The sequence below is a fragment of the Pseudooceanicola antarcticus genome, from assembly GCF_900215355.1.
Taxonomy (GTDB): domain Bacteria; phylum Pseudomonadota; class Alphaproteobacteria; order Rhodobacterales; family Rhodobacteraceae; genus Pseudooceanicola; species Pseudooceanicola antarcticus.
Genome location: NZ_OBEA01000002.1, coordinates 256,213 through 278,944, shown reverse-complemented (window position 1 = coordinate 278,944; position 22,732 = coordinate 256,213). Strand labels below are relative to the sequence as shown.

Below are 22,732 nucleotides of genomic sequence, written 5' to 3'. Positions count from 1 at the left end.
AAGCAGGCGGATGACAGGCAAGGGGCCAGCCCTGCGCCCGGCAGACCGCGAAGGAGAGCCCCATGGCAGACAGGTTCCGGATCACCCTGGCGCAGTTGGACGCCACGGTCGGCGATATCGCGGGCAATGCCGAAAAGGCCTTTGCCGCCTGGCAGGAGGGCGCCAGCGCCGGCGCCGACCTGGTCTGCTTGCCCGAGATGTTCATCACCGGCTACCAGACCCAGGACCTGATCCGCAAACCCGCCTTCCACCAGGCCGCCATCGCCGCGATCGAGACCCTGGCCGCCCGCTGCGCGGAAGGTCCCGCCCTGGCCATCGGCGGCCCCTGGGTCGAGGGCACCGGGCTCTACAACGCCTACCACATCTGCAACGGCGGCCGCGTCACCGGCCGCGCGCTGAAGCACGACCGCCCCAATGACACCGTCTTCGACGAGGTGCGCCTCTACGACAGCGGCCCGCTGGCCGGCCCCCTGGCCGTCGGCGATATCCGCATCGGTTTCCCGGTCTGCGAGGACGCCTGGCACCCCGAGGTCGCCGAGACCCTGGCCGAGACCGGCGCCGAGTTCCTCGTCGTGCCCAACGGGTCTCCCTATGCGCGGCACAAGATGGAGACCCGGCTCAATCACATGGTGGGCCGCGTGGTCGAGACCGGGTTGCCGCTGCTCTACCTCAACCTCGCCGGCGGGCAGGATGACCAGGTCTTCGACGGCGGCTCCTTCGGGCTGAACCCCGGCGGCGCGCTGGCCTTCCAGATGCCGGTCTTCGACGAGGCGATCTCTCACGTCGACCTGGAACGCGGCCCCGAGGGCTGGCGCATCGCGGAAGGCGAGAAGGCCCATGTCCCCGACGAATGGGAACAGGATTATCGCTGCATGGTGCAGGGCCTGCGCGACTACTGCCGCAAGACGGGCTTCGGACAGGTCCTGCTGGGCATGTCCGGCGGCATCGATTCGGCGCTGGTCGCCACCATCGCCGCCGATGCGCTCGGGCCGCAGAACGTGCGCTGCGTCATGCTGCCCTCGGAATATACCTCCGAGCACTCGCTGCAGGATGCCGAGGCCTGCGCCAAGGCGCTTGGCTGCCACTACGACTACCTGCCGATCTCCGGCCCCCGCGCCGCCGTGACCGAGGCGCTGGCGCCGCTCTTCGCCGGCCGCGATGCCGATCTGACCGAGGAAAACATCCAGTCCCGCCTGCGCGGCCTGCTGCTGATGGCGCTGTCGAACAAGTTCGGAGAGATGCTGCTGACCACCGGCAACAAGTCCGAGGTCGCGGTCGGCTATGCCACGATCTACGGCGACATGGCGGGCGGCTACAATCCGATCAAGGATCTCTACAAGACCCGCGTCTTCGAGACCTGCCGCTGGCGCAACCTGAACCACCGCGACTGGATGCAGGCCCCGGCGGGCGAGGTCATCCCCGAGCGCATCATCACCAAGCCGCCTTCGGCCGAGCTGCGCGAGGACCAGAAGGACAGCGATTCGCTGCCCGACTACCCGGTGCTGGATGCCATCCTCGACCTGCTGGTCGACCAGGAGGCCTCGGTCGGCGATTGCGTGGCCGCAGGCTTTGACCGGGACGACGTGAAGAAGGTCGAGCGGCTGATCTACCTGTCGGAATACAAGCGCTTCCAGTCCGCCCCCGGGGCCCGGCTGACCAACCGCGCCTTCTGGCTGGACCGCCGCTATCCCATCGCCAACCGCTGGCGCGACGAGGGCTAGATCCCGGCGCATGGGCGAAAAGCGACCTCTTGCAGGTCGCTTGCGGCGCAGTATCGGAGAGGGGCGCAGGCTACGAGAGCTTTCCTTTCAGGATGTTCCGATGATCGCCTTCCACCCTGTCGAGGCCGCCTTCTCGGCGGTCGAATGTGCCCAGCTGGTCGAAATTGCCCGCGCGGCCCCCACCCGTGACGCTGGCCTCGTGCGGGCCGGGCGTGACCACAACCTGCGCCGCGCCGACCTGGTCTGGGTCGATGATCTGCCCGAGACCGACTGGGTGATGGACCGGCTGATCGCCCTGGTGCGCGAGGCCAATCGGGCGCTCTTCGACTTCGATCTGCAGGACTTCGGGGAATCGCCCCAGATTGCCCGCTATGGGGCCGAGCGCGAGGGCCACTTCGGCTGGCATTCCGACATCGGAGACAGCCCCCTCGCCGCCCGCCGCAAGCTGACGCTGGTCACCCAGCTTTCAGAGGATGTCGCCTACAAGGGCGGCACGCTGGAGGTCTGGATGAACGCCAATGTCTCGACCGCGCCGCTGAAGCAGGGCACCGCAGTGCTCTTTCCCTCCTTCGCGCTGCACAGGGTGCAGCCGGTCACGCAGGGAGAGCGATTCTCTCTGACCGTCTGGGCTCATGGGCCAGCCTTCCGCTAAGAAATAAGTCGAGAGGGTTCCGCGCGCATTTGCACAGTCGCTATGCGCTCAGACCTGTTTCCGTGCGCCAGAGTCAGGGCTACCTGTAGGTCAAACTACACCTTCAGGAGTGACACCCATGACCGCCCCCAAAATTGCAGTTCTCTATTATTCCACCTATGGCACCAACCACACCGTCGCCGAAGAGGCCGCCCGCGCGGCCCGTGAAGCCGGTGCAGAGGTGCGCCTGCTGCGCATCCCCGAGACCGCCCCGAAAGAGGTGATCGAGACCCAGGATGCCTGGAAGCAGCACCTGGAAGCCACCAGCCACATCCCCGAAGCCACCGCTGACGACATGGCCTGGGCCGATGGCTACTTCTTCTCCTTCCCGACCCGCTTCGGCTCTGCGCCCTCGCAGGTGCGGGCCTTCATCGACACCCTCGGCGGTGTCTGGTCCCAGGGCGGGCTGGCCAACAAGACCGTGACTGCCACCACCTCTGCCGGCAACGTCCATGGCGGACAGGAGGGCACGATCCTCAGCTTCTACCCGACCGTCATGCACTGGGGTGCCATCGTCGTGACCCCCGGCTACACCGATGACACCATCGGCGCCGCGGGCGGCAACCCCTATGGCTTCTCGACCACCCCCGGTGGCGTCGACGACAAGGGCAAGGCGGCCATCGCCCACCAGGCCAAGCGCCTGATCGAAGTGACGGAAAAACTGATCGCCTGATCCAGTTCCCCGGCTTTTCTCTCGGAGGCGCGGCGGCGGGTTTCCCGCCCCGCGCCTTTTTCATCTGCGATGTCCCTGATACGCGCGGCCCTTGTTGCGCGCTCGTGCCTGGGCACTGGCTGCCGGAGGCCGTTTCGTAACCGGACATCTCGTTTGGAACCGACAGGCTGCAAATCCATTGAGTTCAGGGCAACAATGCCCTCGGATGATACTTTCAGCCCCAAAGACCGTGGGACAGGCCTCTTCCAGCCCCCGCGAGAAACCACCTGCCGGCGCAGACCCTTGCAGATCGCCCTTTGCCCATCCGTGGCAAGAAGCGTGCCCAAGCCCGGCCACGCCACAGCTGGTGACGCGAAGCCTGCCGCGCCCCTAGATCGCCAGCCGCTGGCCAACCCGTCGTTGCAGCAGCCCGGCCAGAGCGGCCAGTTCCGATCGCAGCGGCTCCTCCGCCTCTCGCTTGCGGTCGAGCTCGGCTGCGGCGGCCATGAGCTCTTCATCACCGGCGCAATGGGCCACGCCGCGCAAGAACTGGCCCAGGTAGGCCAGCATCTCGGTGCCCGCGGCCTCTTCCAACAGCTCCGCCGCATGGGCCATGTCGTCCTTGTAGGCCACCGGGTCGGGTTCGATCGGGTCGGTGCCCACGGGCCGCGGCCCCGAGACCCGGTACTCGGGCGGCATGAGCGCCAGGATTTCCCTCTGGAAGGCACCGAGACTGGTCAGCGGCTTGGCGAAGAAGCACTGCGCGCCCGCCTCGCGCGCGATCTCTTCGGTGCCGGGATCGCCGGACATTGCCGCCACCACACCCAGCTTGGGCCCGCCTCGCGTGAGTTCGCGGATCAGCTCCGCGCCGGAGCCATCGGGCAGTCCAAGGTCGACGACCGCCACCGAGGGCCGGTAGACCTGCAGATGTCGTCGTGCCGACTTCAGGCAATCGGCCCGTCTGATCCGTGCGCCCGAGCGCAGGCAGAGCAGGCGCAGGGCCTCTGAAGCGTAGAGCGAATCCTCTACCACCAGCACCGTCAGGCCCAGCATGGGCCGGCTGGCGGTAGGCGAAGCGAATGTGTCGAGCGGTTCCATGTTTTCCTGACCTTCCGGCGTCTTTCAGACGCGCCCTCAGGCTAGGCCCGGTTGGATGAACGCCACGTTAATCACACCGACCGCTCGACCCTGCGACCGCATGTGTCTTGCGCGAAGGCGGGCGGACAGGTGATAAGCGGGGAAACTTGGAGGAGCCCAGATGATCGGTCGTCTGAACCATGTCGCCATAGCCGTGCCGGATCTCGAGGCCGCGTCCGCGCAATATCGCTCGACCCTGGGTGCCGAGGTCGGCGCGCCGCAGGACGAACCCGATCACGGCGTGACCGTGGTCTTCATCACCCTGCCCAACACCAAGATCGAGCTGCTCTACCCGCTTGGCGAGGGCTCTCCGATCGCGGGGTTCCTGGAAAAGAACCCGTCGGGCGGCATTCACCACATCTGCTACGAGGTCGAAGACATCCTGGCCGCGCGCGACCACCTTCTGGCCGAAGGCGCCCGCGTGCTGGGCGGTGGAGAGCCGAAGATCGGCGCCCATGGCAAGCCGGTGCTCTTCCTGCACCCCAAGGACTTCAACGGCACACTGATCGAACTGGAGCAGGTCTGATGGGCATTACCTCCGGTCTCGTCCTCTATGCCGTCATCTGGTGGATGACCCTGATGTGTATCGCGCCGCTGCGCCTGAAGACGCAGGCCGATGTGGGCAAGGTGACGCCCGGTACGCAGGCAGGCTCGCTCGAGGTGCACAATCTCAAGCCCAAGCTCTGGATCACGACCGGCATTGCCACGGTGCTCTTTGCCATCGCCGCGACGATCATCCTCTCGGGCTGGATCACCATCGAGGATCTCGACTGGTGGGGCCGCATGGGCTCGACCGCCGAGGGCTGAAAAACCCGGTCCTGAAATGACAGACCCCGCCGCGGCCAGAAGGCCCGGCGGGGTCTTTTCGTTCCTTCCGACGTGATCAGCCGCGCTTCGCGGCCAGCCCGTGGAAGATATGGGTGAAGGTCGCAGCGCCCAGGATCGGCACCACCAGGTTCAGCACCGGAACCGTCAGCGGCACCGCCATCAGGATGCCGCCGGCCCAGATCGTCAGCATGTGCCGCTTGCGCAGCTGGTTGGCGCCCTCGCGGCCAAGGCGGCGCATGGCCGCCAGGGTGAAATATTCCCGCCCCAGCAGGTAGCCGTTCAGCCCCCAGAAGATGAATGGCGCGAAGGGCGCGAGGAAGATGTAGAAGATCAGCGCCACGAGGTTGGCGGCGATGATCACGCCGAGGAAGCTCAGCGTATCCTGCAGCCCCTCCGCGAAGCCCACGCCCTCGACCGGGGGCAGGCCCGGATAGTGCTTGTCCTCGACCGCATCGGCGACCTGGTCGAGATACATCGAGGTGATGGCCGAGGCCACGGGCACCATTAGGAAGACCGAGGCCACCATCATCGCCAGCAGCCCGCCGACGGCCGCCAGGTCATTCAACCAGGAGACCTCTCCGATCAGCGGCAGGGAGGCATCGTCGCCGACCATCCAGCCGATCCCGGCAAAGGTGATCCAGCAGGCGCCGATCAGCAGCGCCAGCGTCAGGCCGACACCGATCAGCAGCACCCGGCGAAAGCGACGGTCCCCGGTCTGCCCGAGCGCCCGGAAGAAGCCGGAAAGGATCAGTCCGAAATCCACGTGGTGATCTCCTGCAGCTCTGGACGGGGACGTTCGGGCGGGGTGATCTGCTCGGTGCCGAAATAGATCAGCCCGGCGATGCTCTCATGGGCGGCAAGGCCAAGGCCCTCTTCGACGAAGCCCCGGTCGTAGCAATGCCAGCCGGTCAGCCAGTTGGCACCCCAGCCCGAGGCAAGGCCCGCATTGACCAGCGCCAGGCAGGCGGCGCCGGCGGAATAGGTCTGCTCGATGGCGGGCACCTTGGGAGAGTCCTTGGGGCTTTCCACCACGGCGATGCAGGTCACGCCATCCTCGAACTGCTTCACGCTCTTGGCGATGTCCTGCTCGCTCTTGCCAAGGGCCGCGCCGCGCGTCCTGACCAGCTCGGCCAGCCGGGCGAAGGCCGCGCCTTCCAGCACGATGAAGCGCCAGGGCTCGAGCTTGCCGTGATCGGGGGTGCGGGCACCGGCGGTCAGGATCACCTCGAGCGCCTCGCGCGAGGGGCCGGGGGTGGTCAGGGTCTTGGCCGGGCGCGAGCGGCGGCTCAGCAGGAAATCCAGGGCAGGCTGATTTCTTTCGGGCATGTCTTACTCCTGTCGGTCGCAGGACATGTCGGCCCTCGCACCGGGGGTTTCAAGCAGAAAGCCCCCGGTGAGGCGCCCAGTGCCGCCTCAGAGCAACTCTTGCGCCATTTCCCCGACCAGCCCCGAGAAGAAGGCCCGCGCCGCCGGCCCCGGCTGGCGCTGCGCCACGGTGGCGGCCATGGGGTCGGGCACCACCTTGTCAGACCCCGAAAGCACCTCGAGCACCCGGTGCCCCGAGAAGGGCACGTAGACCTCGGAGTAGCCGCCCTCGTGGACCATCAGCAACCGCCCTTCGCAGAGCCGCCCGGCGGCCTCCTTCAGCTGGCCGGTCATGGCGCCGAAGGTCTCGGCGGTGCATAGCATGCGGGCAATCGGGTCGAAGATCCCGGCATCGAAGCCGCAGGCGACGATGATCACATCGGGCTTGTAGCTGTCGAGGGCGGGCAGGACGATGCGTTCCATCACCTCGAGGTAGGTGTCGTGGCCCGCGCCCGGCGGCAGGGGGATGTTCATGTTGAACCCCTCTCCCGCGCCCCGTCCCCGGTCCTGGATGTCGCCGGTATCCAGCGGGTAGTTCCGCTCCTGGTGGATCGAGATCGTCAGCACGTCGTCGCGCTCGTAGTAGATATGTTCGGTGCCATTGCCGTGGTGCACGTCCCAGTCGATCACGGCGACGCGCCCGGCCTCGCCACGTGCCTTGGCGGCCTCGATGGCAATGGCGATATTGGCCAGCAGACAGAAGCCATTGGGCCAGTCGGGCAGGCAGTGATGCCCCGGCGGGCGCGACAGCGCATAGGCGTTTCGCACCCGGCCCGCCATGATATCGGCCAGCGCCGTGGTGGCCAGGCCAGCCGAGAGCGTAGCGATCTTGTAGCCGCCCTGGGCGAAGGGCGTGCGCAGGCCCAGCTCTCCGCCGCCTGCGTCGGACATGGCCTTGAAGGCATCCAGGTAGGCCTCGGGATGGACGCGAAGCAGGTCCTCGCGGCTGGCCTCGGGCGCAGAGCGCATGGCCAGATCGGCGGTGATGCCCGAGACATCCATCAGGTTCTTCAGCCGCCGCTTGGTCTCGGGGCTTTCGGGCAGGCCGCCGGCGGCCAGAGGCTGGACGAAACCGCCGATCGGCAGGGTCATGGCGTAGTTGCCGCCCGCGTGCCAGAAGCAGCGCTCGTCCCAGTAGAAGCCCGTTGTGGGTTTGCCCTCGATTGACATCGCTTTGCCTCCTGGTGTCTTTCCGGGGCCAGACTGGTCCGGGGACTGCCCGGACGCAACCCCGCCGGAGTGCTTGCATGGCCCCGAAGACCCCCGACCTTGCCCCGCTCGCCCGTCCCGGCGCCGAGATCGCGGTACGGGTGACGCCCAAGGCCTCGCGCAACCGGATCACGCTGGAAGAGGACGGGGCGATCCGCGTCTACGTCACCACGCCGCCCGAAGATGGCAAGGCCAACGAGGCGGTGCGCAAGCTGCTGGCAAAGGCCCTTGGCCTGGCCAAGACCAGGCTGACGCTGCTCAGGGGGCAGACGTCACGGGACAAGGTGTTCCGGGTCGAGGCGTAGCGCTCAGCGCCGCTTGCGCACGGTCTGGTAGGTGCCCTCGGGCAGGTTCAGCGCCGCCGCCAGGTCGCGCAGCTGCGACATCGACAGGGTGACCTTCTGGACCTCATCGGTACGGGGGTCGAATTGCTCGACCGTGATGCATTCCTCGAAGGCCGAGATGGCGACATCCTCCTGGAGCGGCGCGCGGCCGTCATCGACGAGGGTCACGATGGTGCAGTCGAATTCGTGTTCGATGGTAAACATGATGTGCTCAGGTTATCCCAAGCAGGGGGCGCGTCAATCGCGGCCTTGCAGTTTGGCGCAGCCTCCCCCTGCCTTCGGCGCCCAGTTGCGCTATATGGTAGGTGGAATGAAACGATCCTGGCCCGCGATGACCCTGATTTCCCCTGCTCGTCTCCTTCGCCCGCTCGTGGCATGTGTCCTGGCGCTGCTGGTCGCCGGCTGCGACCTGCCCCAGACCGGAGACACCCAACCCGGCACCCCGGCCCGCCTCGGCTCCGAGGCCGCGGCCCGGCAATTCGCCCTGGTGGTGCAGACCGTCGAGCCCGAGATCGAGCGCTACTGCCGCGCCCGCCGCGCCGATGGCCGCTGCGCCTTCCGCATCGCCATCGACCACCGCCGGCGCAGCGCGCCCAATGCCTTCCAGACCCTGGACGAGAACGGCCAGCCGGTGCTGATCTTCACGCTGGCGCTGATCGCCGACATGCGCAATCCCGACGAGCTGGCCTTCGTCATGGCCCATGAGGCCAGCCACCATATCCTGGATCACCTGGGCCAGCAGCGCCGCTACGCCGAACAGGGCGCCCGCGAATATGCCGAGATCGCCGCGCGCTCCGGCGCCTCGAAATCGGCCGTGCGCCGCGCCTCTGCCATGGGGGCGGCCTTCACCGCCCGCTCCTACTCCAAGCAGTTCGAGCTTCAGGCCGATGCCCTTGGCACCCGCATCGCCTTTACCGCCGGGTATGATCCGCTGATCGGCGCGCAGTACTTCACCCGCATCCCGGATCCCGGCGAAGAGTTCCTGGGCTCCCACCCGCCCAACTCCGAACGCATGGCCACGGTCCGCCAGGCTCTCGCCTCAATGTAAGGGCGCGCGCCCCTGGCCGCCGCCAGCCCGGACCACGACACCCCGGTGCTGCCCGTAGGCCGAAGAAGCCTCCGGCGGCAGTATTTTCAGCCGTCGGATAGACGCAAGCGGCCCTTGTATCTATCCGACGGCTGAAAATACTGCGGGGGAGTCGCGCAGCGACGGGGGCAGAGCCCCCTCCCCCTCCTCGTCTCAGACGGACCAGAAGAAGGGAATCGCCGCGCTGACCACCAGCCCCATGGACAGGTTCAGCGGGATGCCGATGCGCATGAAATCGGTGAAGCGATAGCCGCCCGGACCATAGACCAGCATGTTGGTCTGATACCCGATGGGCGTGGCGAAGCTGGCCGAGGCGGCGATCATCACCGCCACCACCAGCGGGCGCGGGTCGATCCCCATGGCCTGGGCCAGGCCCACGGCAATCGGCGTCATGACCACGGCCACGGCATTGTTCGAGACCAGCTCGGTCAGCACCGAGGTCAGCAGGTAGACCCCCCAGATCACCAGGAAGGGCGGCAGGTCGGACATCACGGGGGCAATGATGCGCACGATCATCTCAACCGCGCCGGTGTGCTCCAGCGCCGCGCCGATGGCCAGCATCGAGAAGATCATCGCCAGCAGGCGCCCGTCGACGAAGGCAAAGGCCTCGTCGGCATCGACGCAGCGGGTCACCAGCACCAGCGCCACGGCCAGCACCGACAAGAGCAGGATCGGCGCCACGCCCATGCCGGCCAGCACCACGATCCCCAGGATCGCGGCAATGGCGATCGGCGCATGGGAGCGGCGATAGGCCTGCTCGGTCGGTGTCGCCACGTCCACCATGTCCATCTCGCGCGCCAGCCGCTTGATGTCGTCGGGCGCGCCTTCCAGCAGCAGCGTATCACCGACCCGAACCACCAGCTCGTCCAGCTGGCGGCCGATGTTCTGGTTCCGCCGATGCGCGGCCAGCGGATAGATCCCGTAGCGGCGACGCAGGCGCAGCGACCCCAGCGAACGTCCCACCATCTTGCAGCCCGGCGTGATAAGCACCTCGACGGTGGTGGTCTCGACCGCGCTCACCTGGTCCATGCGCTTCAGGCTGCGGTCGCGCTGGAGGCTCAGCAGTTCGGAAATCTGGCTGCGCAGCACCACCCGGTCGCCCACCTCCAGCACCACGCCCTTCAGGTTGCGGCGCAGGGATTCGTCACCACGGATCACGTCGATCAGCCGCACGCCCTCGCGCTTGAAGAGCTGCACTCCGGTGACCTCGCGGCCCACCAGGTTGCTGTCGGGGGGGATCACCGCCTCGGTGAAGAACTTCATCTTCGAGCGGTCCGACAGCATCGAGGCCATGGATTCGCGCTTCGGCAGCAGGAAACGTCCCGCGACCAGCAGGTAGAGACCACCCCAGGCAACGACGATGAGGCCGATCGGCGTGACCTCGAAGATGGTGAAGGGCGCCATGCCCTGGGCACGGGCGACCCCATCGACCAGCAGGTTGGTCGAGGTCCCGATCAGGGTCAGCGTGCCGCCCATGACAGCGGCGTAAGAGAGCGGGATCAGCAGCTTCGAGGGCAGTATCCCCAGCGTCTTGGCCATCTGCACGAAGACCGGGATCATCACCACCACCACCGGGGTGTTCGACACGATGGCCGAAGAGCCGACGACGAAGGCGAAAAGCACCGTCAGCGCCAGGATCGGCCGCTGACTTGCCTGCGCCGTGGCGACACGGGTGAAGGCCTCCAGCGCACCGGTCCGCACCAGGGCCCCCATCACCAGGAACATCGCGGCGATGGTCCAGGGGGCGGGGTTCGAAAGCACCGCAAGCGCCATGTCATATGGCAAGAGCCCGGCCAGCAGCATCACCGAGACACCGGCGATGGCCACGACTTCGGTCGGGTAGTCCTCTCTCACGAAGAGGATGAACATTACCAGCACCACCCCAAGGGCCAAAAGCCCCGGTGTCGCTCCGGTCATTTCAGGCGCCAGCATTCGGACAGCTCCCTCGGGCAAATCGCATGCGCTTTGAATGATCTAGGCGCTGAGCCCCACGCCACGCAAGCGCCTCCTGCGAAACCGCGCCCCTGGTCACGCCGGGCGCTGCATTTCTGACGGGTATGGCCATGATTGCGGATTGCGGGACCTGTGCTCAGACCGGGCCGGGCCCCGAGGGCGACAGGCGTCCGCCCTGGCGAACCATCTCGACCCGCGTCGCACGGCCGGTGCGATCATCGGTCTCGACGTAGAGGCCCGAGACGGTGGCCTCGCCCTCGGCCGGCGTGAAGCGGCCCTTGGCCATGCCGGTGACAAAGCGGCGCAGCGGCTCGGCCTTGTCCATGCCGATGACCGAATCGTAATCGCCGGTCATGCCCGCGTCCGACTGAAAGGCGGTGCCGCGCGGCAGGATCTGCGCGTCGCCCGTGGGCACATGGGTATGGGTGCCGACCACCACCGAGGCCCGCCCGTCGCAGAAATGGCCCATGGCCATCTTCTCCGAGGTGGCTTCGCAATGCACATCGACCAGTGCCGCCTGCACCAGCCCGCCCAGGGGGTACTTGCGCAGCACCGCGTCGAGATGGCTGAAGGGATCCTCGAAGGGACGCTTCATGAAGACCTGGCCCAGCACCTGGGTCACCAGCACCTTGCGCCCACCCGGCGCATCGAAGACCCGAGCGCCGACGCCGGGGCATTCCTTGGCGAAGTTCAGCGGCCGGATGATGCGCTTGTCGCCCTCGATGGCCTGCAGCATGTCCTTCTGGTCGAAGGCATGGTCGCCGAGTGTCACCACATCGGCTCCGGCATCGAGGATCAGCTTGGCATGGGCGCCGGTCAGACCGGCGCCATGGCTGGCGTTCTCGCCATTGACCACGACGAAATCCAGCCGCCACGCTGCACGCAGCTTGGGCAGCCACTCCGTGACAGCCGCGCGCCCGGCGCGCCCCATCACATCTCCGAGAAACATCATCCGCATGGCGCCAAGCCCTATGCCTATGCAGCGCGGGAGGCAAGTATTTCGCAAGGGCCAGACCTGCTGGGGCCCCGATCCCACACCCAATCCGGGGCCTCAGCCCGCCGCCGGCAGCGGCCGTCCTGGCGGCCCGGTCGAGGCAGGAGGCCCTTCATCATCACCAGGCTGAAAATACTCCGGGGGAGTCTCCGGCACGGAGACGGGGGCAGAGCCCCCTGCCCTCGGTATCTTCAACGCGCCTGCGGAAGGCTACCGCTCCGCTGTTGCCGGATAGCGCAAGGCGAGGTCGCGCGCGGCGATCCGGTCTTCGGCGCACGCGGGCCCCGTGGCCCAGGGACGGAAGCGCAGGCGGAAGGCCTGCAGTGCCAGCGCCATGTCTGCGACAGGATAGCCGATGCGGGCCAGGTCGCGGGCCAGCTCGCCCTCTTGCCGGGCCTCTGCATCGGGCCAGGCTGCCAGACCCTGCAGGGCCAACCGGCGCCAGTCGAACTTCGGACCGGGATCGACCTTGCGGTCAGGGGCCAGGTCGGAATGGGCGATGACGCCCTCGGGCGGGATCTGCCAGCGCGCCAGGATGCCCGGAAGCAGGCGCTCGAGCCGCGCCATCTGTGGTTCGGCGAAGGGATTGGCCGCCGGGTTGGCCAGCTCGATCCCGATGGAGCGCGAATTCACGTCGCCCTGCCCGCCCCAGCTTCCCAGCCCCGCGTGCCAGGCCCGCCGGGACTCGTCGACGAGCTGCCAGAGACGCCCATCCTCTGCAATCAGGTAGTGGGAAGACACCGGCGCGGCGCGCGTCTCGTCGCAAAGCCGCTCCAGCGCCGCTTCGGCGCTCTGCATGTCGGTGTGATGAAGGACCACCAGCGAGGGCCGCAAGCCGTCGCGCCGCGCGCCCTGGTTGGGCGAGCGATGCGACCGGGCAGAGGGGTCTCCGATCAAGAGATCAGTTCCCGCCTCCGGCGGCCTTGCGGAAGGGCGCCGGGTCCCAGGTGCAGGCGAAGCCGTCACCATCCGGATCAAGCCCGAGACGATCGCGCTGCGGCCCGCCCTTTGCCAGGAAATCTGCCTGAGCCATGTCGGGCGACGGATACTTGGCGCAATTTCTGGTGTAGCGAGCTTCCGCATTCAGCCCCAGCCTGGTGTAGAGCGGCGTGCCCGGCGCATGGGTGGTCTCAAGCGCATAGGCTGCCAGGTTGGGACGTGCCGCCGTGCGCTCGGGCAGAGCCTCGGGCGCAACTTGTTCGTACTTCTGGCGGTTTTCCTGGATGAACTCGCGGTCCTCGGCAATCGAACGCTGTGCATCCACGGCGGCGAAATCGTTCTCTGCCGAAATGCCCAGGGCGTTGACTGCCTCGGGCGCCGGGTTCGAGGGGCTGGCCTCGAGCGGGGTCTCGCCCGAGTTCAGCCCGGCCATCAGCGCGGCCTGGGTATCCGCGGCCAGCGCCTCGGCACTGTCGGGATCACCGGCGGCAGGGCCAGCCTGGGTGGTCTCTGCGCCCGGCGGCAGCGTCGCCATGGCGGAAAGCGGCGCGCCGGACTCGCCGGGCAGGGTCTCGGAGGAGACCTGCGCCGGCGGCGCGATGGTCCGGGCCTGAAGCTCGGCCTCGCGGCTCTGCTGGTAGCTTTCGTAATCTCCGAAGCCCACGCCCGCCGCGCTGTCGGGCACGGCAGGGGCACAGGAGGCAAGGCCCAGAAGGGCCATGGCCAGGGTCAGTTCGCGCATCTCGCTCTCTCTCGTTCAGCGGCAGATCCATACTGCCGCGCAGGGATCAGCGCCTCAAGCGCGACACGGGCCGACAGGGATCACCCGCGGTGGATTACCACCATTTCGCAGGCTTGGAAACAAAGCCTGCCGCGCGTTCGAGCACATAGGCGGTGTTCAGCAGGTCGCCCTCTTCCCAAGGCTTGCCGATCAGCTGCAGACCCAGCGGAAGCCCCTGCTTGTCGACGCCGGCGGGAACCGAGATGCCGGGCAGGCCGGCGAGGTTCACCGTCACGGTGAAGACGTCGTTGAGGTACATCTGCACCGGGTCGGCCTCGGTCATCTCGCCCAGGCCGAAGGCGGCCGAGGGGGTGGCCGGGGTCAGGATCGCATCGACACCCGCCGCGAAGACATCGTCGAAGTCCTTCTTGATCAGGGCACGGACCTTGCGGGCGCGGTTGTAGTAGGCGTCGTAGAAGCCGGCCGACAGCACGTAGGTGCCGACCATGACGCGGCGCTGCACCTCGTGGCCGAAGCCCTCGGCGCGGGTCTTCTCGTACATCTCGGTGATACCGTCACCGGCGGCCAGGGTGGCGCGCTGGCCGTAGCGCACGCCGTCGTAGCGGGCCAGGTTGGACGAGGCCTCGGCCGGGGCGATCACGTAGTAGGCGGGCAGCGCGTACTTGGTGTGGGGCAGCGAGATATCGACGACCTTGGCCCCTGCATCCGCCAGCATTTCCTTGCCGCGGGTCCAGAGCTGGTCGATCTCGTCGGGCATGCCGTCGAGGTGGTATTCCTTCGGGATACCGATGGTCTTGCCGCGGATATCGCCGGTCAGCGCCGCCTCGAAATCGGGCACCGGGAAGTCGACCGAGGTCGAATCCTTGGGATCATGCGAGCACATGGCCTGCAGCATGATCGCGCTGTCGCGCACGTCCTTGGTCATCGGGCCGGCCTGGTCCAGCGAGCTGGCGAAGGCGATGATCCCCCAGCGGGAGCAGCGGCCATAGGTGGGCTTGATGCCGGTGATGCCGGTGAAGGCGGCGGGCTGGCGGATGGAGCCGCCGGTGTCGGTGCCGGTGGCGCCCAGGCAGAGGTCTGCCGCCACGGCAGAGGCCGAGCCGCCCGAAGAGCCGCCCGGCGTCAGCGCGGTGTCGTCATTGCCGCGGCGCCAGGGGTTCACGGCATTGCCGTAGCAGGAGGTCTCGTTCGAGCTGCCCATGGCGAACTCGTCCATGTTCAGCTTGCCCAGCATCACGGCGCCGGCGTCGAAGAGGTTCTGGCTGACCGTCGATTCGTATTGCGGCTTGAAGCCTTCGAGGATGTTCGAGGCCGCCTGCGAGGGCACGCCCTTGGTGCAGAAGAGGTCCTTGATCCCCAGCGGGATGCCGCAGAGGTCCGGCGCGTCACCGGCCGCGATACGGGCATCGGCGGCTTTCGCCTGCTCCAGCGCCAGCTCGGGCGTCTTGTGGACGAAGGCGTTCAGCGCATCGGCGGAGTCGATAGCGGCCAGGCAGCTTTCGGTCAGCGCGGTCGAAGTCGTCTCGCCGGCCTTCAGCGCGTCGCGGGCCTGGGCGATGGTCAGTGTGTTCAGCTCGGTCATGTCGTCTCGCCTCTCTTGAACGGGCGTTGCGGCTAGGGTCTTACTCGACCACCTTGGGGACGGCGAAGAAGCCTTCGCGGGCATCGGGGGCATTGGCCAGGATCTTGTCCTGCTGACCGCCTTCGGTCACCACGTCCTCGCGCCGCTTCAGCCGCATGGGCGTGACCGAGGTCATGGGCTCGACGCCCTCAACATCGACCTCGTTCAGCTGCTCGATGAAGCCAAGAATGGTATTGAACTCGCCTGCCAGCGCGGGCAGCGCGTCCTCTTCCACCTTGATGCGGGCCAGTTTCGCCACTTTCGCGGCGGTTGCCTTGTCGATCGACATCGGATGCTCCTGGTTCTGGATCGGGTCGGGTTTAGCGCCCGCGCGCCTTGCCCGCAAGCACATGCAGCGCCTGATGACGTGCCCATGTCTCGATCATCCAGGCCAGCATCACCGCATTCAGCAGATGCCAGATGAAATGGGTACCGATGCCGGCGGTCTGGCGACAGACGAGCTCGTCGGCAGAGCGGAAGGTGAGCGAGAGCATCAAGAGCCCCGCCCCGATGAACAATCCCCGCGACGTCTGCGGCTTCCAGTGGCGCAGCAGCCCGGCATAGATCGCGATAAGCAGCGGCACCGGCAGGTAGGGCGCGCTGACCCCGTAGAGCGGCAGCTTGGCAAAGAGCGGCGCGGTCAGCGCCGCGAAAGGCAGGAACGCGACGGCGATCAGCGCTGCCAGCCAGACCGGGCGCTCGAGGAAGTCGCGGGTGGCGGCGAAGATGTAGATCAGGATGAAGGCCAGGATCGGCAGCGTGTCGGCGAGGCTCGACCAGCTGTTGGCGAGGGTGTGGAAGAGACCCGAGCCCAGGCCGATCACGAAGAGCACCGCCGCCAGCAGCTGGCCGGTGCCCAGCCCGATGCCCGTGCCCCTGCTCCTGTCCCGCAGCCGTGACCAGGACCAGAGCGCGGCCAGCAGGAAGGCCAGGTTGGTCAGCGCATTGACGGGCTCGGCCCAGAGCCCCGGTCCGAGGCGTTCGCAATAGGCATCAATCGGGCGGGTCCAGTCCAAGGGGCTTTCCTTCGTCGGTCGGGGCGCTAGGCTCTGGGCCGGAATGGCCGGGCCCTGACAGGCTCGGCGCAATCACCTGGAGGTTCAAGATGAAACTGATCTGGCTCGGACATGGATCTTTCCGGCTCGAGATCGCGGACAAGGTGCTGCTGCTCGATCCCTTCCTGGGCGGGAACCCGATGCTGCCCGACGACAAGCGCGCCGAGGCCATCGCCGGCGCGACGCATATCTTCTGCACCCATGGCCATGGCGATCACCTTTCGGACGTCGGCCCCGTGGCGAAGGAGCTGGGCATCCCGGTCTTCGGCATGGTCGAGCTGATGAAATACGTCGCCGACAAGTTCGGGGTCGAGACCACCGGCTTCAACAAGGGCGGCACGGTGGATATCGGCGGGGTGAAGGTGACCATGGTCAATGCCACGCACTCCTCTTCCACCGAGGGGCCCAATGGGCCGGTCTACCTCGGCACCGAAGCCGGCTTCATGATCGAGGGCGAGGGCAAGGTGCTGTACTTCTCGGGCGATACCGACGTCATGGCGGACATGAAGATCTTCAACGATCTGCACAAGCCCGACATCGGCGTGCTCTGCGCCGGCGGCCATTTCACCATGGACATGAAGCGCGCGGCCTATGCGGCGAAGACCTTCTTCGACTTCAAGACGGTCATCCCCATGCACTACCGCACCTTCCCGCTGCTCGAGCAGAGCGCCGAGGTGCTGAAGGCCGAGCTGCCCGGTGTCGACGTGATCGAACCCGAGGTGCTCGACGCCATAGAACTTTGAGAGGTCGCGGGGGCTCTGCCCCCGTCTCCGTGCCGGAGACTCCCCCGGAGTATTTTCAGCCTGGTGATGATGAAGGGCGCCCGGCTGCCTCGGGTGCGCCCCTGCTCAGACGTCCCAATCGCCGGGAGCGCGGACCGCGCCTATGGCCATCCAATGGGCACGGGCGCGGGCGATGCGGCTGTCGGCCCAGGTCTTGAAGACCACCTCGAACCCCTCGCAGGTGATGTTCTCGGCCTGGATCTCGCCGCGCAGGTTGGTGGCATTGTCCATGTCCCACATGGACAGCGCGCAATGCACCGCAGGCGGGCTCAGGTAGCTTTCCGAGAACGAGACCTTGCGGCGGCGCTCACGCGGGCCCTTGCCGGTCCACATCTCACCCTCGTCCTGGAAATCGGAGAAAAGGACGATCTCTCCGTCCTCCACCCCGATGCAATGGGAAGTCAGCTTCTTCATCTTGTCCGATCTTCTGGCTCTGGCTGCATCCTGATCGTTTCAATTGGCAATGTGGAGCCCCCCGGCGAAAAAAATATCCGCGTCCGTAGGGTTCCGGTCACGCGAGAGCGCAAAACCCCTGTCGGAGGAAGACCTGAGAGGATTGAGAAATCGTGTGCGCCCGCCCCGAAATACGGGAGCCGGAGGACCGGGGCGGACTGCATGCACCGGAATGCGGGCGCCGAAACGCAAGAGGCCCCGGCGATTGCCGGGGCCTCTGCGAGAAGCGAATGCTCTTTCGGATCACTCGATGTAGTTCGCGTGGTCCGGGTCGAGGCCGATATGGGTGCCCATGGCGACCATGTCGGCCAGGAGCTTGCCCGCACGCGCGACGCCATTGTCGTCGGTCGCGTCCTTCCAGGCCTTGTGAGCTTCCTTGACCCAGTCCGTCAGGATTTCCTGGGTCATTTCCTTGGTGTGCAGCGCACGTTCGGCAAGGACGGTCACGCCCTCGGCCGAGATCTCGGCGAAACCGCCGGAGACGACGTAATCGTCCTCTCCATCCGGCCCCTTGAGGTGCAGCAGACCGGGACGGAGGGTGGTGATCATCGGAGCATGCCCGGGCATGGCCGTCAGATCGCCTTCCTCTGCCGGAATCTGCGCCTCGCTCACCGGGCCGGAGACCAGGCTCCGTTCCGGAGAGACAAGGGAGAAGTCCATCGTGTTTGCCATCAGATCAGCCCCTTACGCGGCTTCTGCTGCGAGTTTCTCGGCCTTGGCGATCACCTCGTCGATGCCACCGACCATGTAGAAGGCGGCTTCGGGCAGGTGGTCGTATTCGCCGGCGACAACTGCCTTGAACGACTTGATGGTGTCTTCCAGGGGAACCTGGACGCCATCGGAGCCGGTGAAGACCTTTGCCACGTCGAAGGGCTGGGACAGGAAACGCTGGATCTTCCGGGCACGGGCCACGGTCAGCTTGTCCTCTTCCGACAGTTCGTCCATGCCGAGAATGGCGATGATGTCCTGCAGCGACTTGTAGCGCTGGAGGATACCCTGGACGTCGCGGGCCACCTGGTAGTGCTCTTCGCCGATGATCTGCGGATCCATCAGGCGCGAGGAGGAGTCGAGCGGGTCAACGGCCGGGTAGATACCCAGTTCCGAGATCGCACGGTTCAGGTTGGTGGTTGCGTCGAGGTGGGCGAAGGTGGTCGCCGGTGCGGGGTCGGTAAGGTCGTCCGCGGGAACGTAGACGGCCTGGATCGAGGTGATCGAGCCCGACTTGGTCGAGGTGATCCGCTCCTGCATGGCGCCCATGTCGGTGGCCAGCGTCGGCTGGTAACCCACGGCGGAGGGGATACGGCCCAGAAGTGCGGACACCTCGGAACCTGCCTGGGTGAAGCGGAAGATGTTGTCGACGAAGAACAGAACGTCGGTACCGGAGCTGTCGCGGAACTGCTCGGCCAGGGTCAGGCCGGTCAGAGCAACACGGGCACGGGCCCCCGGAGGTTCGTTCATCTGACCGTAGACCAGGGCCACCTGGGATTCTTCCAGGTTGTCCGGCTTGATCACGTTGGATTCGATCATCTCGTGGTAGAGGTCGTTGCCCTCACGGGTCCGCTCGCCAACACCGGCGAACACGGAGTAGCCCGAGTGCACCTTTGCGATGTTGTTGATCAGTTCCATGATGAGAACGGTCTTGCCCACGCCGGCACCGCCGAAGAGGCCGATCTTGCCGCCCTTCGAGTAGGGGGCCAGCAGGTCGATGACCTTGATGCCGGTCACGAGGATCTCGGTCTCGGTCGCCTGTTCGCTGAAGGCCGGGGCCTCAGCGTGGATCGGGCGGGTCTCGTCTGCGGCGACGGGGCCCTTTTCGTCAACCGGCTCGCCGATGACGTTCAGGATGCGGCCCAGGGTGGCCTTGCCGACGGGAACCGAGATCGGACCCGCGGTGTCTTCCACTGCCTGGCCACGGACGAGACCTTCGGTCGCGTCCATCGCGATGGTACGGACGGTGTTTTCGCCCAGGTGCTGTGCGACTTCCAGAACCAGCTTGTTGCCGTTGTTGTCAGTGGTCAGCGCGTTGAGGATGGCCGGCAGGCCGTCTTCAAACTGCACGTCCACGACGGCGCCAATGACCTGGGTCACTTTGCCTTTCAATGCCATGTCGTTGTCTCCGGTTCCTTAGAGCGCCTCGGCGCCCGAAATGATTTCGATCAGCTCGTTGGTGATGACCGCCTGACGGGTACGGTTGTACTCGATGGACAGCTTGTCGATCATCTCGCCAGCGTTGCGGGTCGCGTTGTCCATGGCGGACATCCGGGCACCCTGCTCCGAGGCAGCGTTTTCCAGCAGGGCCGCGAAGATCTGGGTCGCCACGCCACGGGGCAGCAGCTCTTCCAGGATCTCGGCCTCACCGGGCTCGTAGTCGTAATCGGTGGCCGGGCCATCGGTTTCTTCAAACTCGGCCGGGATCACCTGTTGCGCGGTCGGCACCTGGCTGACGACGTTCTCGAACTTGCCGAAGAAGATCGTCGCCACGTCGAACTCGCCTTCATCGAAGGACGAGAGCAGCTTGGCCGCGATCTCCTGGGCATTGGCGTAGCCCACGTTCTTCACTTCGCTCAGGTCGACGTGACCCACGAAGCTGTCACCGTAGTTACGCTTGAGCTGCTCGCGGCCTTTCTTGCCGACGGTGAGGATCTTCACCGTCTTGCCGGCTGCTTTCAGCTCTTCGATCTTCGTCCGGGCCAGCTTGACGATGTTCGTGTTGAACCCGCCGCAAAGCCCGCGTTCAGCGGTCATGACGACGAGCAGATGCACGTCGTCCTTTCCGGTGCCCTTCAGCAGGAGCGGCGCGGTGTCAGACCCGCCCACCGAGGATGCCAGCTGGCCGAGGACCGCGTTGAAACGTTCCGCGTAGGGGCGGGACATCTCGGCGGCCTCCTGCGCGCGGCGAAGTTTCGCCGCGGCAACCATCTGCATGGCCTTGGTGATCTTGCGGGTCGACTTGACCGACGCGATCCTGTTCTTGAGGTCCTTCAGAGAAGGCATGTGTTACCTCCCTAGGCTCAGGCGAAGTCAGCTGCGAATTCGTCCAGCACTGCCTTCAGCTTGTCTGCGGGCTCACCCTTGATCTTGGGATCTTCGGTGGTGATCCACTCGAGAACTTCCGGCTTCTTGGTGCGCAGGAAGGAGAGCAGCTCAGCCTCGTAGCGACCAACTTCCTTGACCGGGACGTTGTCCAGGTAGCCGTTGGTGCCCGCGAAGATGACGCAGACGATTTCAGCGTTGGTCAGCGGCGCGTACTGCGGCTGCTTCATCAGCTCGGTCAGACGGGCACCACGGTTCAGCAGACGCTGAGTTGCGGCGTCCAGGTCGGAACCGAACTGGGCGAAGGCGGCCATCTCGCGGTACTGGGCGAGCGACAGTTTCACCGGGCCGGCAACCGAGGACATGGCCTTGGTCTGAGCCGAGGAACCAACACGCGAAACCGACAGACCGGTGTTCACGGCGGGGCGGATGCCCTGGTAGAACAGTTCGGTTTCCAGGAAGATCTGGCCGTCGGTGATCGAGATCACGTTGGTCGGGATGAAGGCCGACACGTCGCCGCCCTGGGTTTCGATGATCGGCAGTGCGGTCAGCGAGCCCGAACCGAAGTCCTCGTTCAGCTTTGCCGAACGCTCCAGCAGGCGGGAGTGCAGGTAGAAAACGTCACCCGGATAGGCTTCACGGCCCGGCGGACGACGCAGCAGCAGGGACATCTGGCGGTAGGCCACGGCCTGCTTGGAAAGGTCATCATAGATGATCAGTGCGTGCTTGCCGTTGTCGCGGAAGTACTCGGCCATCGCGGTTGCGGTGTAGGGCGCGAGGTACTGCATCGGCGCGGGGTCGGAAGCGGTGGCGGCGACGACGATCGAGTATTCGATGGCGCCGGTCTCTTCCAGCTTCTTCACCAGCTGAGCAACGGTGGAGCGCTTCTGACCGACTGCGACGTAGATACAGTAGAGCTTCTTGCTCTCGTCGTCGCCGGCGGCAGCGTTGTAGGACGCCTGGTTCAGGATCGCGTCCAGAGCCACGGCGGTCTTGCCGGTCTGACGGTCACCAATGATCAGTTCCCGCTGGCCACGGCCGATCGGGATCATGGCGTCCACGGACTTCAGGCCGGTGGCCATCGGCTCGTGCACAGACTTACGGGGAATGATGCCCGGCGCCTTCACGTCGGCGACGCGACGCTCGATGCCTTCGATCGGACCCTTGCCGTCCAGCGGGTTGCCCAGACCGTCGACGACGCGACCCAGCAGGGCGGGGCCTGCGGGAACGTCCACGATGGAGTTGGTGCGCTTGACGACATCGCCTTCCTTGATGTCACGGTCGGAGCCGAAGATCACGACGCCGACGTTGTCGGCTTCGAGGTTCAGCGCCATACCCATGATACCACCGGGGAATTCGACCATCTCGCCCGCCTGGACGCTGTCGAGGCCGTGGACACGGGCAATACCGTCACCGACGGACAGCACCCGGCCGACTTCGGCCACTTCGGCCTCCTGGCCAAAGTTCTTGATCTGCTCCTTGAGGATAGCAGAAATTTCGGCTGCTTGGACTCCCATTTATCCGACCTCTTTCATGACATTCTGAAGGGAGTTGAGCTTGGAGCGGATCGACGTGTCGATCATCCGGGACCCAACCTTGACGACGAGGCCACCGATGAGGGATTCATCGACGGCGGTGTTCAGGGCCACCTGCTTGCCGAGATTGTCGGCGAGCATGGCGGAGAGTTTTTCCTGCTGTTCGGCAGAGAGCGGCGCGGCCGAGGTCACCTCGGCGGTCACTTCGCCCTTCTCTTCGGCCAGCAGTTCCAGCAGGCGCTGGCAATACTGCGGCAGGGCGAAGAGGCGGCGCTTCTGGGCCATCAGACCCAGGGCGTTCTTGGAAACGGGCTTGAGACCCAGGGCGTCGCCCAGGGCAAGGATCGCCTTTTCCTGGTCTTCACGCGAATAGATCGGCGAAGAGATCATCTCGTTCAGGTCTTCGCTGGAAGCCAGGGCTTCGGCCAGATCCTTGACGTTGGTTTCAAGCTCTTTCAGCTTGCCGTTTTCCTTCGCGATATCGAAGACGGCCTGAGCATAGCGCGAGGCGATGCCGTAGGAGATCGAAGCTGGTTCGGACACGTCCACCCTTCCGATTTTCGGCCCCGTCCGGGCGTGGCACCGGCGCAG

26 protein-coding genes are annotated in these 22,732 nt (G+C 66.2%); 8 read left to right on the top strand and 18 right to left on the bottom strand.

Going from position 1 to position 22,732, the window contains the following annotated elements:
* Positions 1 to 62: 62 nt before the first annotated feature.
* The 3 genes from CRO50_RS05950 (at position 63) to wrbA (ending at position 3,085) form a co-directional block, all read left to right on the top strand.
* Positions 63 to 1,721, top strand: a complete 1,659-nt coding sequence (locus CRO50_RS05950; RefSeq protein WP_097144969.1) for an NAD+ synthase — start codon at positions 63 to 65, stop codon at positions 1,719 to 1,721.
* A 100-nt stretch (positions 1,722 to 1,821) separates the two neighbouring features.
* Positions 1,822 to 2,373, top strand: coding sequence for a 2OG-Fe(II) oxygenase (locus CRO50_RS05945; RefSeq protein WP_097144968.1), 552 nt, complete (start codon positions 1,822 to 1,824; stop codon positions 2,371 to 2,373).
* Positions 2,374 to 2,491: 118 nt separating this feature from the next.
* Positions 2,492 to 3,085, top strand: coding sequence for an NAD(P)H:quinone oxidoreductase (gene wrbA / locus CRO50_RS05940; protein ID WP_097144967.1), 594 nt, complete (start codon positions 2,492 to 2,494; stop codon positions 3,083 to 3,085).
* Between the two features lie 369 nt (positions 3,086 to 3,454).
* Here the strand turns inward: wrbA and CRO50_RS05935 are convergent, their stop codons facing one another.
* Positions 3,455 to 4,162, bottom strand: coding sequence for a response regulator (locus CRO50_RS05935; RefSeq protein WP_097144966.1), 708 nt, complete (start codon positions 4,160 to 4,162; stop codon positions 3,455 to 3,457).
* Between the two features lie 160 nt (positions 4,163 to 4,322).
* On the opposite strand from CRO50_RS05935, the gene mce reads away from it, so the two are divergent.
* Positions 4,323 to 4,727: a methylmalonyl-CoA epimerase gene (gene mce, locus CRO50_RS05930; protein WP_097144965.1), complete on the top strand. Its 405-nt coding sequence runs from the start codon at positions 4,323 to 4,325 to the stop codon at positions 4,725 to 4,727.
* Complete coding sequence (locus CRO50_RS05925; protein ID WP_097144964.1) at positions 4,727 to 5,008, top strand: DUF1467 family protein; 282 nt, start codon at positions 4,727 to 4,729, stop codon at positions 5,006 to 5,008. Before mce ends, CRO50_RS05925 begins: the two co-directional genes overlap by 1 nt.
* Before the next feature lie 76 nt (positions 5,009 to 5,084).
* Here the strand turns inward: CRO50_RS05925 and CRO50_RS05920 are convergent, their stop codons facing one another.
* The 3 genes from CRO50_RS05920 to CRO50_RS05910 form a co-directional block, all read right to left on the bottom strand.
* Positions 5,085 to 5,792, bottom strand: coding sequence for an EI24 domain-containing protein (locus CRO50_RS05920; protein WP_232617748.1), 708 nt, complete (start codon positions 5,790 to 5,792; stop codon positions 5,085 to 5,087).
* Complete coding sequence (locus tag CRO50_RS05915; RefSeq protein WP_097144963.1) at positions 5,777 to 6,355, bottom strand: nitroreductase family protein; 579 nt, start codon at positions 6,353 to 6,355, stop codon at positions 5,777 to 5,779. Before CRO50_RS05915 ends, CRO50_RS05920 begins: the two co-directional genes overlap by 16 nt.
* A gap of 87 nt (positions 6,356 to 6,442) precedes the next feature.
* Positions 6,443 to 7,564, bottom strand: coding sequence for a class II histone deacetylase (locus tag CRO50_RS05910; protein WP_097144962.1), 1,122 nt, complete (start codon positions 7,562 to 7,564; stop codon positions 6,443 to 6,445).
* A 77-nt stretch (positions 7,565 to 7,641) separates the two neighbouring features.
* Between CRO50_RS05910 and CRO50_RS05905 the strand changes: the two genes are divergently transcribed.
* The gene (locus CRO50_RS05905; RefSeq protein ID WP_097144961.1) at positions 7,642 to 7,908 is read left to right on the top strand and encodes a DUF167 domain-containing protein; all 267 of its coding nucleotides are present in this window, start codon (positions 7,642 to 7,644) and stop codon (positions 7,906 to 7,908) included.
* A gap of 3 nt (positions 7,909 to 7,911) precedes the next feature.
* On the opposite strand, the gene CRO50_RS05900 is transcribed toward CRO50_RS05905, so the two are convergent.
* Positions 7,912 to 8,151 carry a hypothetical protein gene (locus tag CRO50_RS05900; RefSeq protein ID WP_097144960.1) on the bottom strand — a complete coding sequence of 80 codons (240 nt, stop codon included), beginning with the start codon at positions 8,149 to 8,151 and terminating at the stop codon, positions 7,912 to 7,914.
* A 106-nt stretch (positions 8,152 to 8,257) separates the two neighbouring features.
* Between CRO50_RS05900 and CRO50_RS05895 the strand changes: the two genes are divergently transcribed.
* On the top strand, positions 8,258 to 8,995 hold the full coding sequence (locus CRO50_RS05895) for a M48 family metalloprotease (protein ID WP_232617749.1): 738 nt from the start codon (positions 8,258 to 8,260) through the stop codon (positions 8,993 to 8,995).
* 192 nt (positions 8,996 to 9,187) lie between these two features.
* On the opposite strand, the gene CRO50_RS05890 is transcribed toward CRO50_RS05895, so the two are convergent.
* From CRO50_RS05890 to CRO50_RS05860, 7 genes are all read right to left on the bottom strand, one after another.
* Positions 9,188 to 10,966, bottom strand: a complete 1,779-nt coding sequence (locus CRO50_RS05890) for an SLC13 family permease (RefSeq protein ID WP_097144958.1) — start codon at positions 10,964 to 10,966, stop codon at positions 9,188 to 9,190.
* Positions 10,967 to 11,123: 157 nt separating this feature from the next.
* On the bottom strand, positions 11,124 to 11,945 hold the full coding sequence (locus CRO50_RS05885; RefSeq protein WP_097144957.1) for a TIGR00282 family metallophosphoesterase: 822 nt from the start codon (positions 11,943 to 11,945) through the stop codon (positions 11,124 to 11,126).
* 246 nt (positions 11,946 to 12,191) lie between these two features.
* Entirely contained in the window at positions 12,192 to 12,878 is a 687-nt protein-coding gene (locus CRO50_RS05880) for an N-acetylmuramoyl-L-alanine amidase (protein ID WP_232617750.1), read from the bottom strand.
* Between the two features lie 4 nt (positions 12,879 to 12,882).
* Positions 12,883 to 13,662 (bottom strand): hypothetical protein, encoded by a 780-nt coding sequence (locus CRO50_RS05875; RefSeq protein WP_097144956.1) that lies wholly within the window; start codon positions 13,660 to 13,662, stop codon positions 12,883 to 12,885.
* Positions 13,663 to 13,756: 94 nt separating this feature from the next.
* Positions 13,757 to 15,244, bottom strand: a complete 1,488-nt coding sequence (gene gatA / locus CRO50_RS05870) for an Asp-tRNA(Asn)/Glu-tRNA(Gln) amidotransferase subunit GatA (protein WP_097144955.1) — start codon at positions 15,242 to 15,244, stop codon at positions 13,757 to 13,759.
* A 40-nt stretch (positions 15,245 to 15,284) separates the two neighbouring features.
* On the bottom strand, positions 15,285 to 15,572 hold the full coding sequence (gene gatC, locus CRO50_RS05865) for an Asp-tRNA(Asn)/Glu-tRNA(Gln) amidotransferase subunit GatC (protein WP_097144954.1): 288 nt from the start codon (positions 15,570 to 15,572) through the stop codon (positions 15,285 to 15,287).
* A gap of 31 nt (positions 15,573 to 15,603) precedes the next feature.
* Entirely contained in the window at positions 15,604 to 16,299 is a 696-nt protein-coding gene (locus CRO50_RS05860) for a ceramidase domain-containing protein (protein WP_097144953.1), read from the bottom strand.
* Positions 16,300 to 16,388: 89 nt separating this feature from the next.
* On the opposite strand from CRO50_RS05860, the gene CRO50_RS05855 reads away from it, so the two are divergent.
* Positions 16,389 to 17,081: a metal-dependent hydrolase gene (locus CRO50_RS05855; protein WP_097144952.1), complete on the top strand. Its 693-nt coding sequence runs from the start codon at positions 16,389 to 16,391 to the stop codon at positions 17,079 to 17,081.
* A 105-nt stretch (positions 17,082 to 17,186) separates the two neighbouring features.
* Here CRO50_RS05855 and CRO50_RS05850 read toward each other — a convergent pair whose 3' ends face one another.
* The 6 genes from CRO50_RS05850 to CRO50_RS05825 all read right to left on the bottom strand — a co-directional run bounded on the left by CRO50_RS05850 (position 17,187) and on the right by CRO50_RS05825 (position 22,684).
* A complete protein-coding gene (locus CRO50_RS05850; protein ID WP_097144951.1) occupies positions 17,187 to 17,534 on the bottom strand; it encodes an H-type lectin domain-containing protein in 348 nt (115 codons plus the stop codon).
* A gap of 282 nt (positions 17,535 to 17,816) precedes the next feature.
* On the bottom strand, positions 17,817 to 18,245 hold the full coding sequence (locus CRO50_RS05845) for a F0F1 ATP synthase subunit epsilon (RefSeq protein WP_097144950.1): 429 nt from the start codon (positions 18,243 to 18,245) through the stop codon (positions 17,817 to 17,819).
* 12 nt (positions 18,246 to 18,257) lie between these two features.
* On the bottom strand, positions 18,258 to 19,679 hold the full coding sequence (atpD, locus tag CRO50_RS05840) for a F0F1 ATP synthase subunit beta (protein WP_097144949.1): 1,422 nt from the start codon (positions 19,677 to 19,679) through the stop codon (positions 18,258 to 18,260).
* Between the two features lie 18 nt (positions 19,680 to 19,697).
* Positions 19,698 to 20,567, bottom strand: a complete 870-nt coding sequence (locus CRO50_RS05835) for a F0F1 ATP synthase subunit gamma (protein ID WP_097144948.1) — start codon at positions 20,565 to 20,567, stop codon at positions 19,698 to 19,700.
* A gap of 17 nt (positions 20,568 to 20,584) precedes the next feature.
* A complete protein-coding gene (gene atpA / locus CRO50_RS05830) occupies positions 20,585 to 22,123 on the bottom strand; it encodes a F0F1 ATP synthase subunit alpha (protein WP_097144947.1) in 1,539 nt (512 codons plus the stop codon).
* Complete coding sequence (locus CRO50_RS05825) at positions 22,124 to 22,684, bottom strand: F0F1 ATP synthase subunit delta (RefSeq protein ID WP_097144946.1); 561 nt, start codon at positions 22,682 to 22,684, stop codon at positions 22,124 to 22,126. It abuts the gene before it with no gap.
* Positions 22,685 to 22,732: the final 48 nt, after the last annotated feature.

What these genes read in the sequence shown, in the direction of transcription:
- CRO50_RS05905 (WP_097144961.1), top strand. Translation starts at nt 7,642, where the DNA reads ATGGCCCCGAAGACCCCCGACCTTGCCCCGCTCGCCCGTCCCGGCGCC.
- CRO50_RS05945 (WP_097144968.1), top strand. Translation starts at nt 1,822, where the DNA reads ATGATCGCCTTCCACCCTGTCGAGGCCGCCTTCTCGGCGGTCGAATGT.
- CRO50_RS05855 (WP_097144952.1), top strand. Translation starts at nt 16,389, where the DNA reads ATGAAACTGATCTGGCTCGGACATGGATCTTTCCGGCTCGAGATCGCG.
- CRO50_RS05850 (WP_097144951.1), bottom strand. Translation starts at nt 17,534, where the DNA reads ATGAAGAAGCTGACTTCCCATTGCATCGGGGTGGAGGACGGAGAGATC.
- wrbA (WP_097144967.1), top strand. Translation starts at nt 2,492, where the DNA reads ATGACCGCCCCCAAAATTGCAGTTCTCTATTATTCCACCTATGGCACC.
- CRO50_RS05890 (WP_097144958.1), bottom strand. Translation starts at nt 10,966, where the DNA reads ATGCTGGCGCCTGAAATGACCGGAGCGACACCGGGGCTTTTGGCCCTT.
- CRO50_RS05885 (WP_097144957.1), bottom strand. Translation starts at nt 11,945, where the DNA reads ATGCGGATGATGTTTCTCGGAGATGTGATGGGGCGCGCCGGGCGCGCG.
- CRO50_RS05950 (WP_097144969.1), top strand. Translation starts at nt 63, where the DNA reads ATGGCAGACAGGTTCCGGATCACCCTGGCGCAGTTGGACGCCACGGTC.
- mce (WP_097144965.1), top strand. Translation starts at nt 4,323, where the DNA reads ATGATCGGTCGTCTGAACCATGTCGCCATAGCCGTGCCGGATCTCGAG.
- CRO50_RS05875 (WP_097144956.1), bottom strand. Translation starts at nt 13,662, where the DNA reads ATGCGCGAACTGACCCTGGCCATGGCCCTTCTGGGCCTTGCCTCCTGT.
- CRO50_RS05900 (WP_097144960.1), bottom strand. Translation starts at nt 8,151, where the DNA reads ATGTTTACCATCGAACACGAATTCGACTGCACCATCGTGACCCTCGTC.
- gatA (WP_097144955.1), bottom strand. Translation starts at nt 15,244, where the DNA reads ATGACCGAGCTGAACACACTGACCATCGCCCAGGCCCGCGACGCGCTG.
- CRO50_RS05835 (WP_097144948.1), bottom strand. Translation starts at nt 20,567, where the DNA reads ATGCCTTCTCTGAAGGACCTCAAGAACAGGATCGCGTCGGTCAAGTCG.
- CRO50_RS05895 (WP_232617749.1), top strand. Translation starts at nt 8,258, where the DNA reads ATGAAACGATCCTGGCCCGCGATGACCCTGATTTCCCCTGCTCGTCTC.
- atpA (WP_097144947.1), bottom strand. Translation starts at nt 22,123, where the DNA reads ATGGGAGTCCAAGCAGCCGAAATTTCTGCTATCCTCAAGGAGCAGATC.
- gatC (WP_097144954.1), bottom strand. Translation starts at nt 15,572, where the DNA reads ATGTCGATCGACAAGGCAACCGCCGCGAAAGTGGCGAAACTGGCCCGC.
- CRO50_RS05935 (WP_097144966.1), bottom strand. Translation starts at nt 4,162, where the DNA reads ATGGAACCGCTCGACACATTCGCTTCGCCTACCGCCAGCCGGCCCATG.
- CRO50_RS05845 (WP_097144950.1), bottom strand. Translation starts at nt 18,245, where the DNA reads ATGGCAAACACGATGGACTTCTCCCTTGTCTCTCCGGAACGGAGCCTG.
- CRO50_RS05915 (WP_097144963.1), bottom strand. Translation starts at nt 6,355, where the DNA reads ATGCCCGAAAGAAATCAGCCTGCCCTGGATTTCCTGCTGAGCCGCCGC.
- atpD (WP_097144949.1), bottom strand. Translation starts at nt 19,679, where the DNA reads ATGGCATTGAAAGGCAAAGTGACCCAGGTCATTGGCGCCGTCGTGGAC.
- CRO50_RS05910 (WP_097144962.1), bottom strand. Translation starts at nt 7,564, where the DNA reads ATGTCAATCGAGGGCAAACCCACAACGGGCTTCTACTGGGACGAGCGC.
- CRO50_RS05925 (WP_097144964.1), top strand. Translation starts at nt 4,727, where the DNA reads ATGGGCATTACCTCCGGTCTCGTCCTCTATGCCGTCATCTGGTGGATG.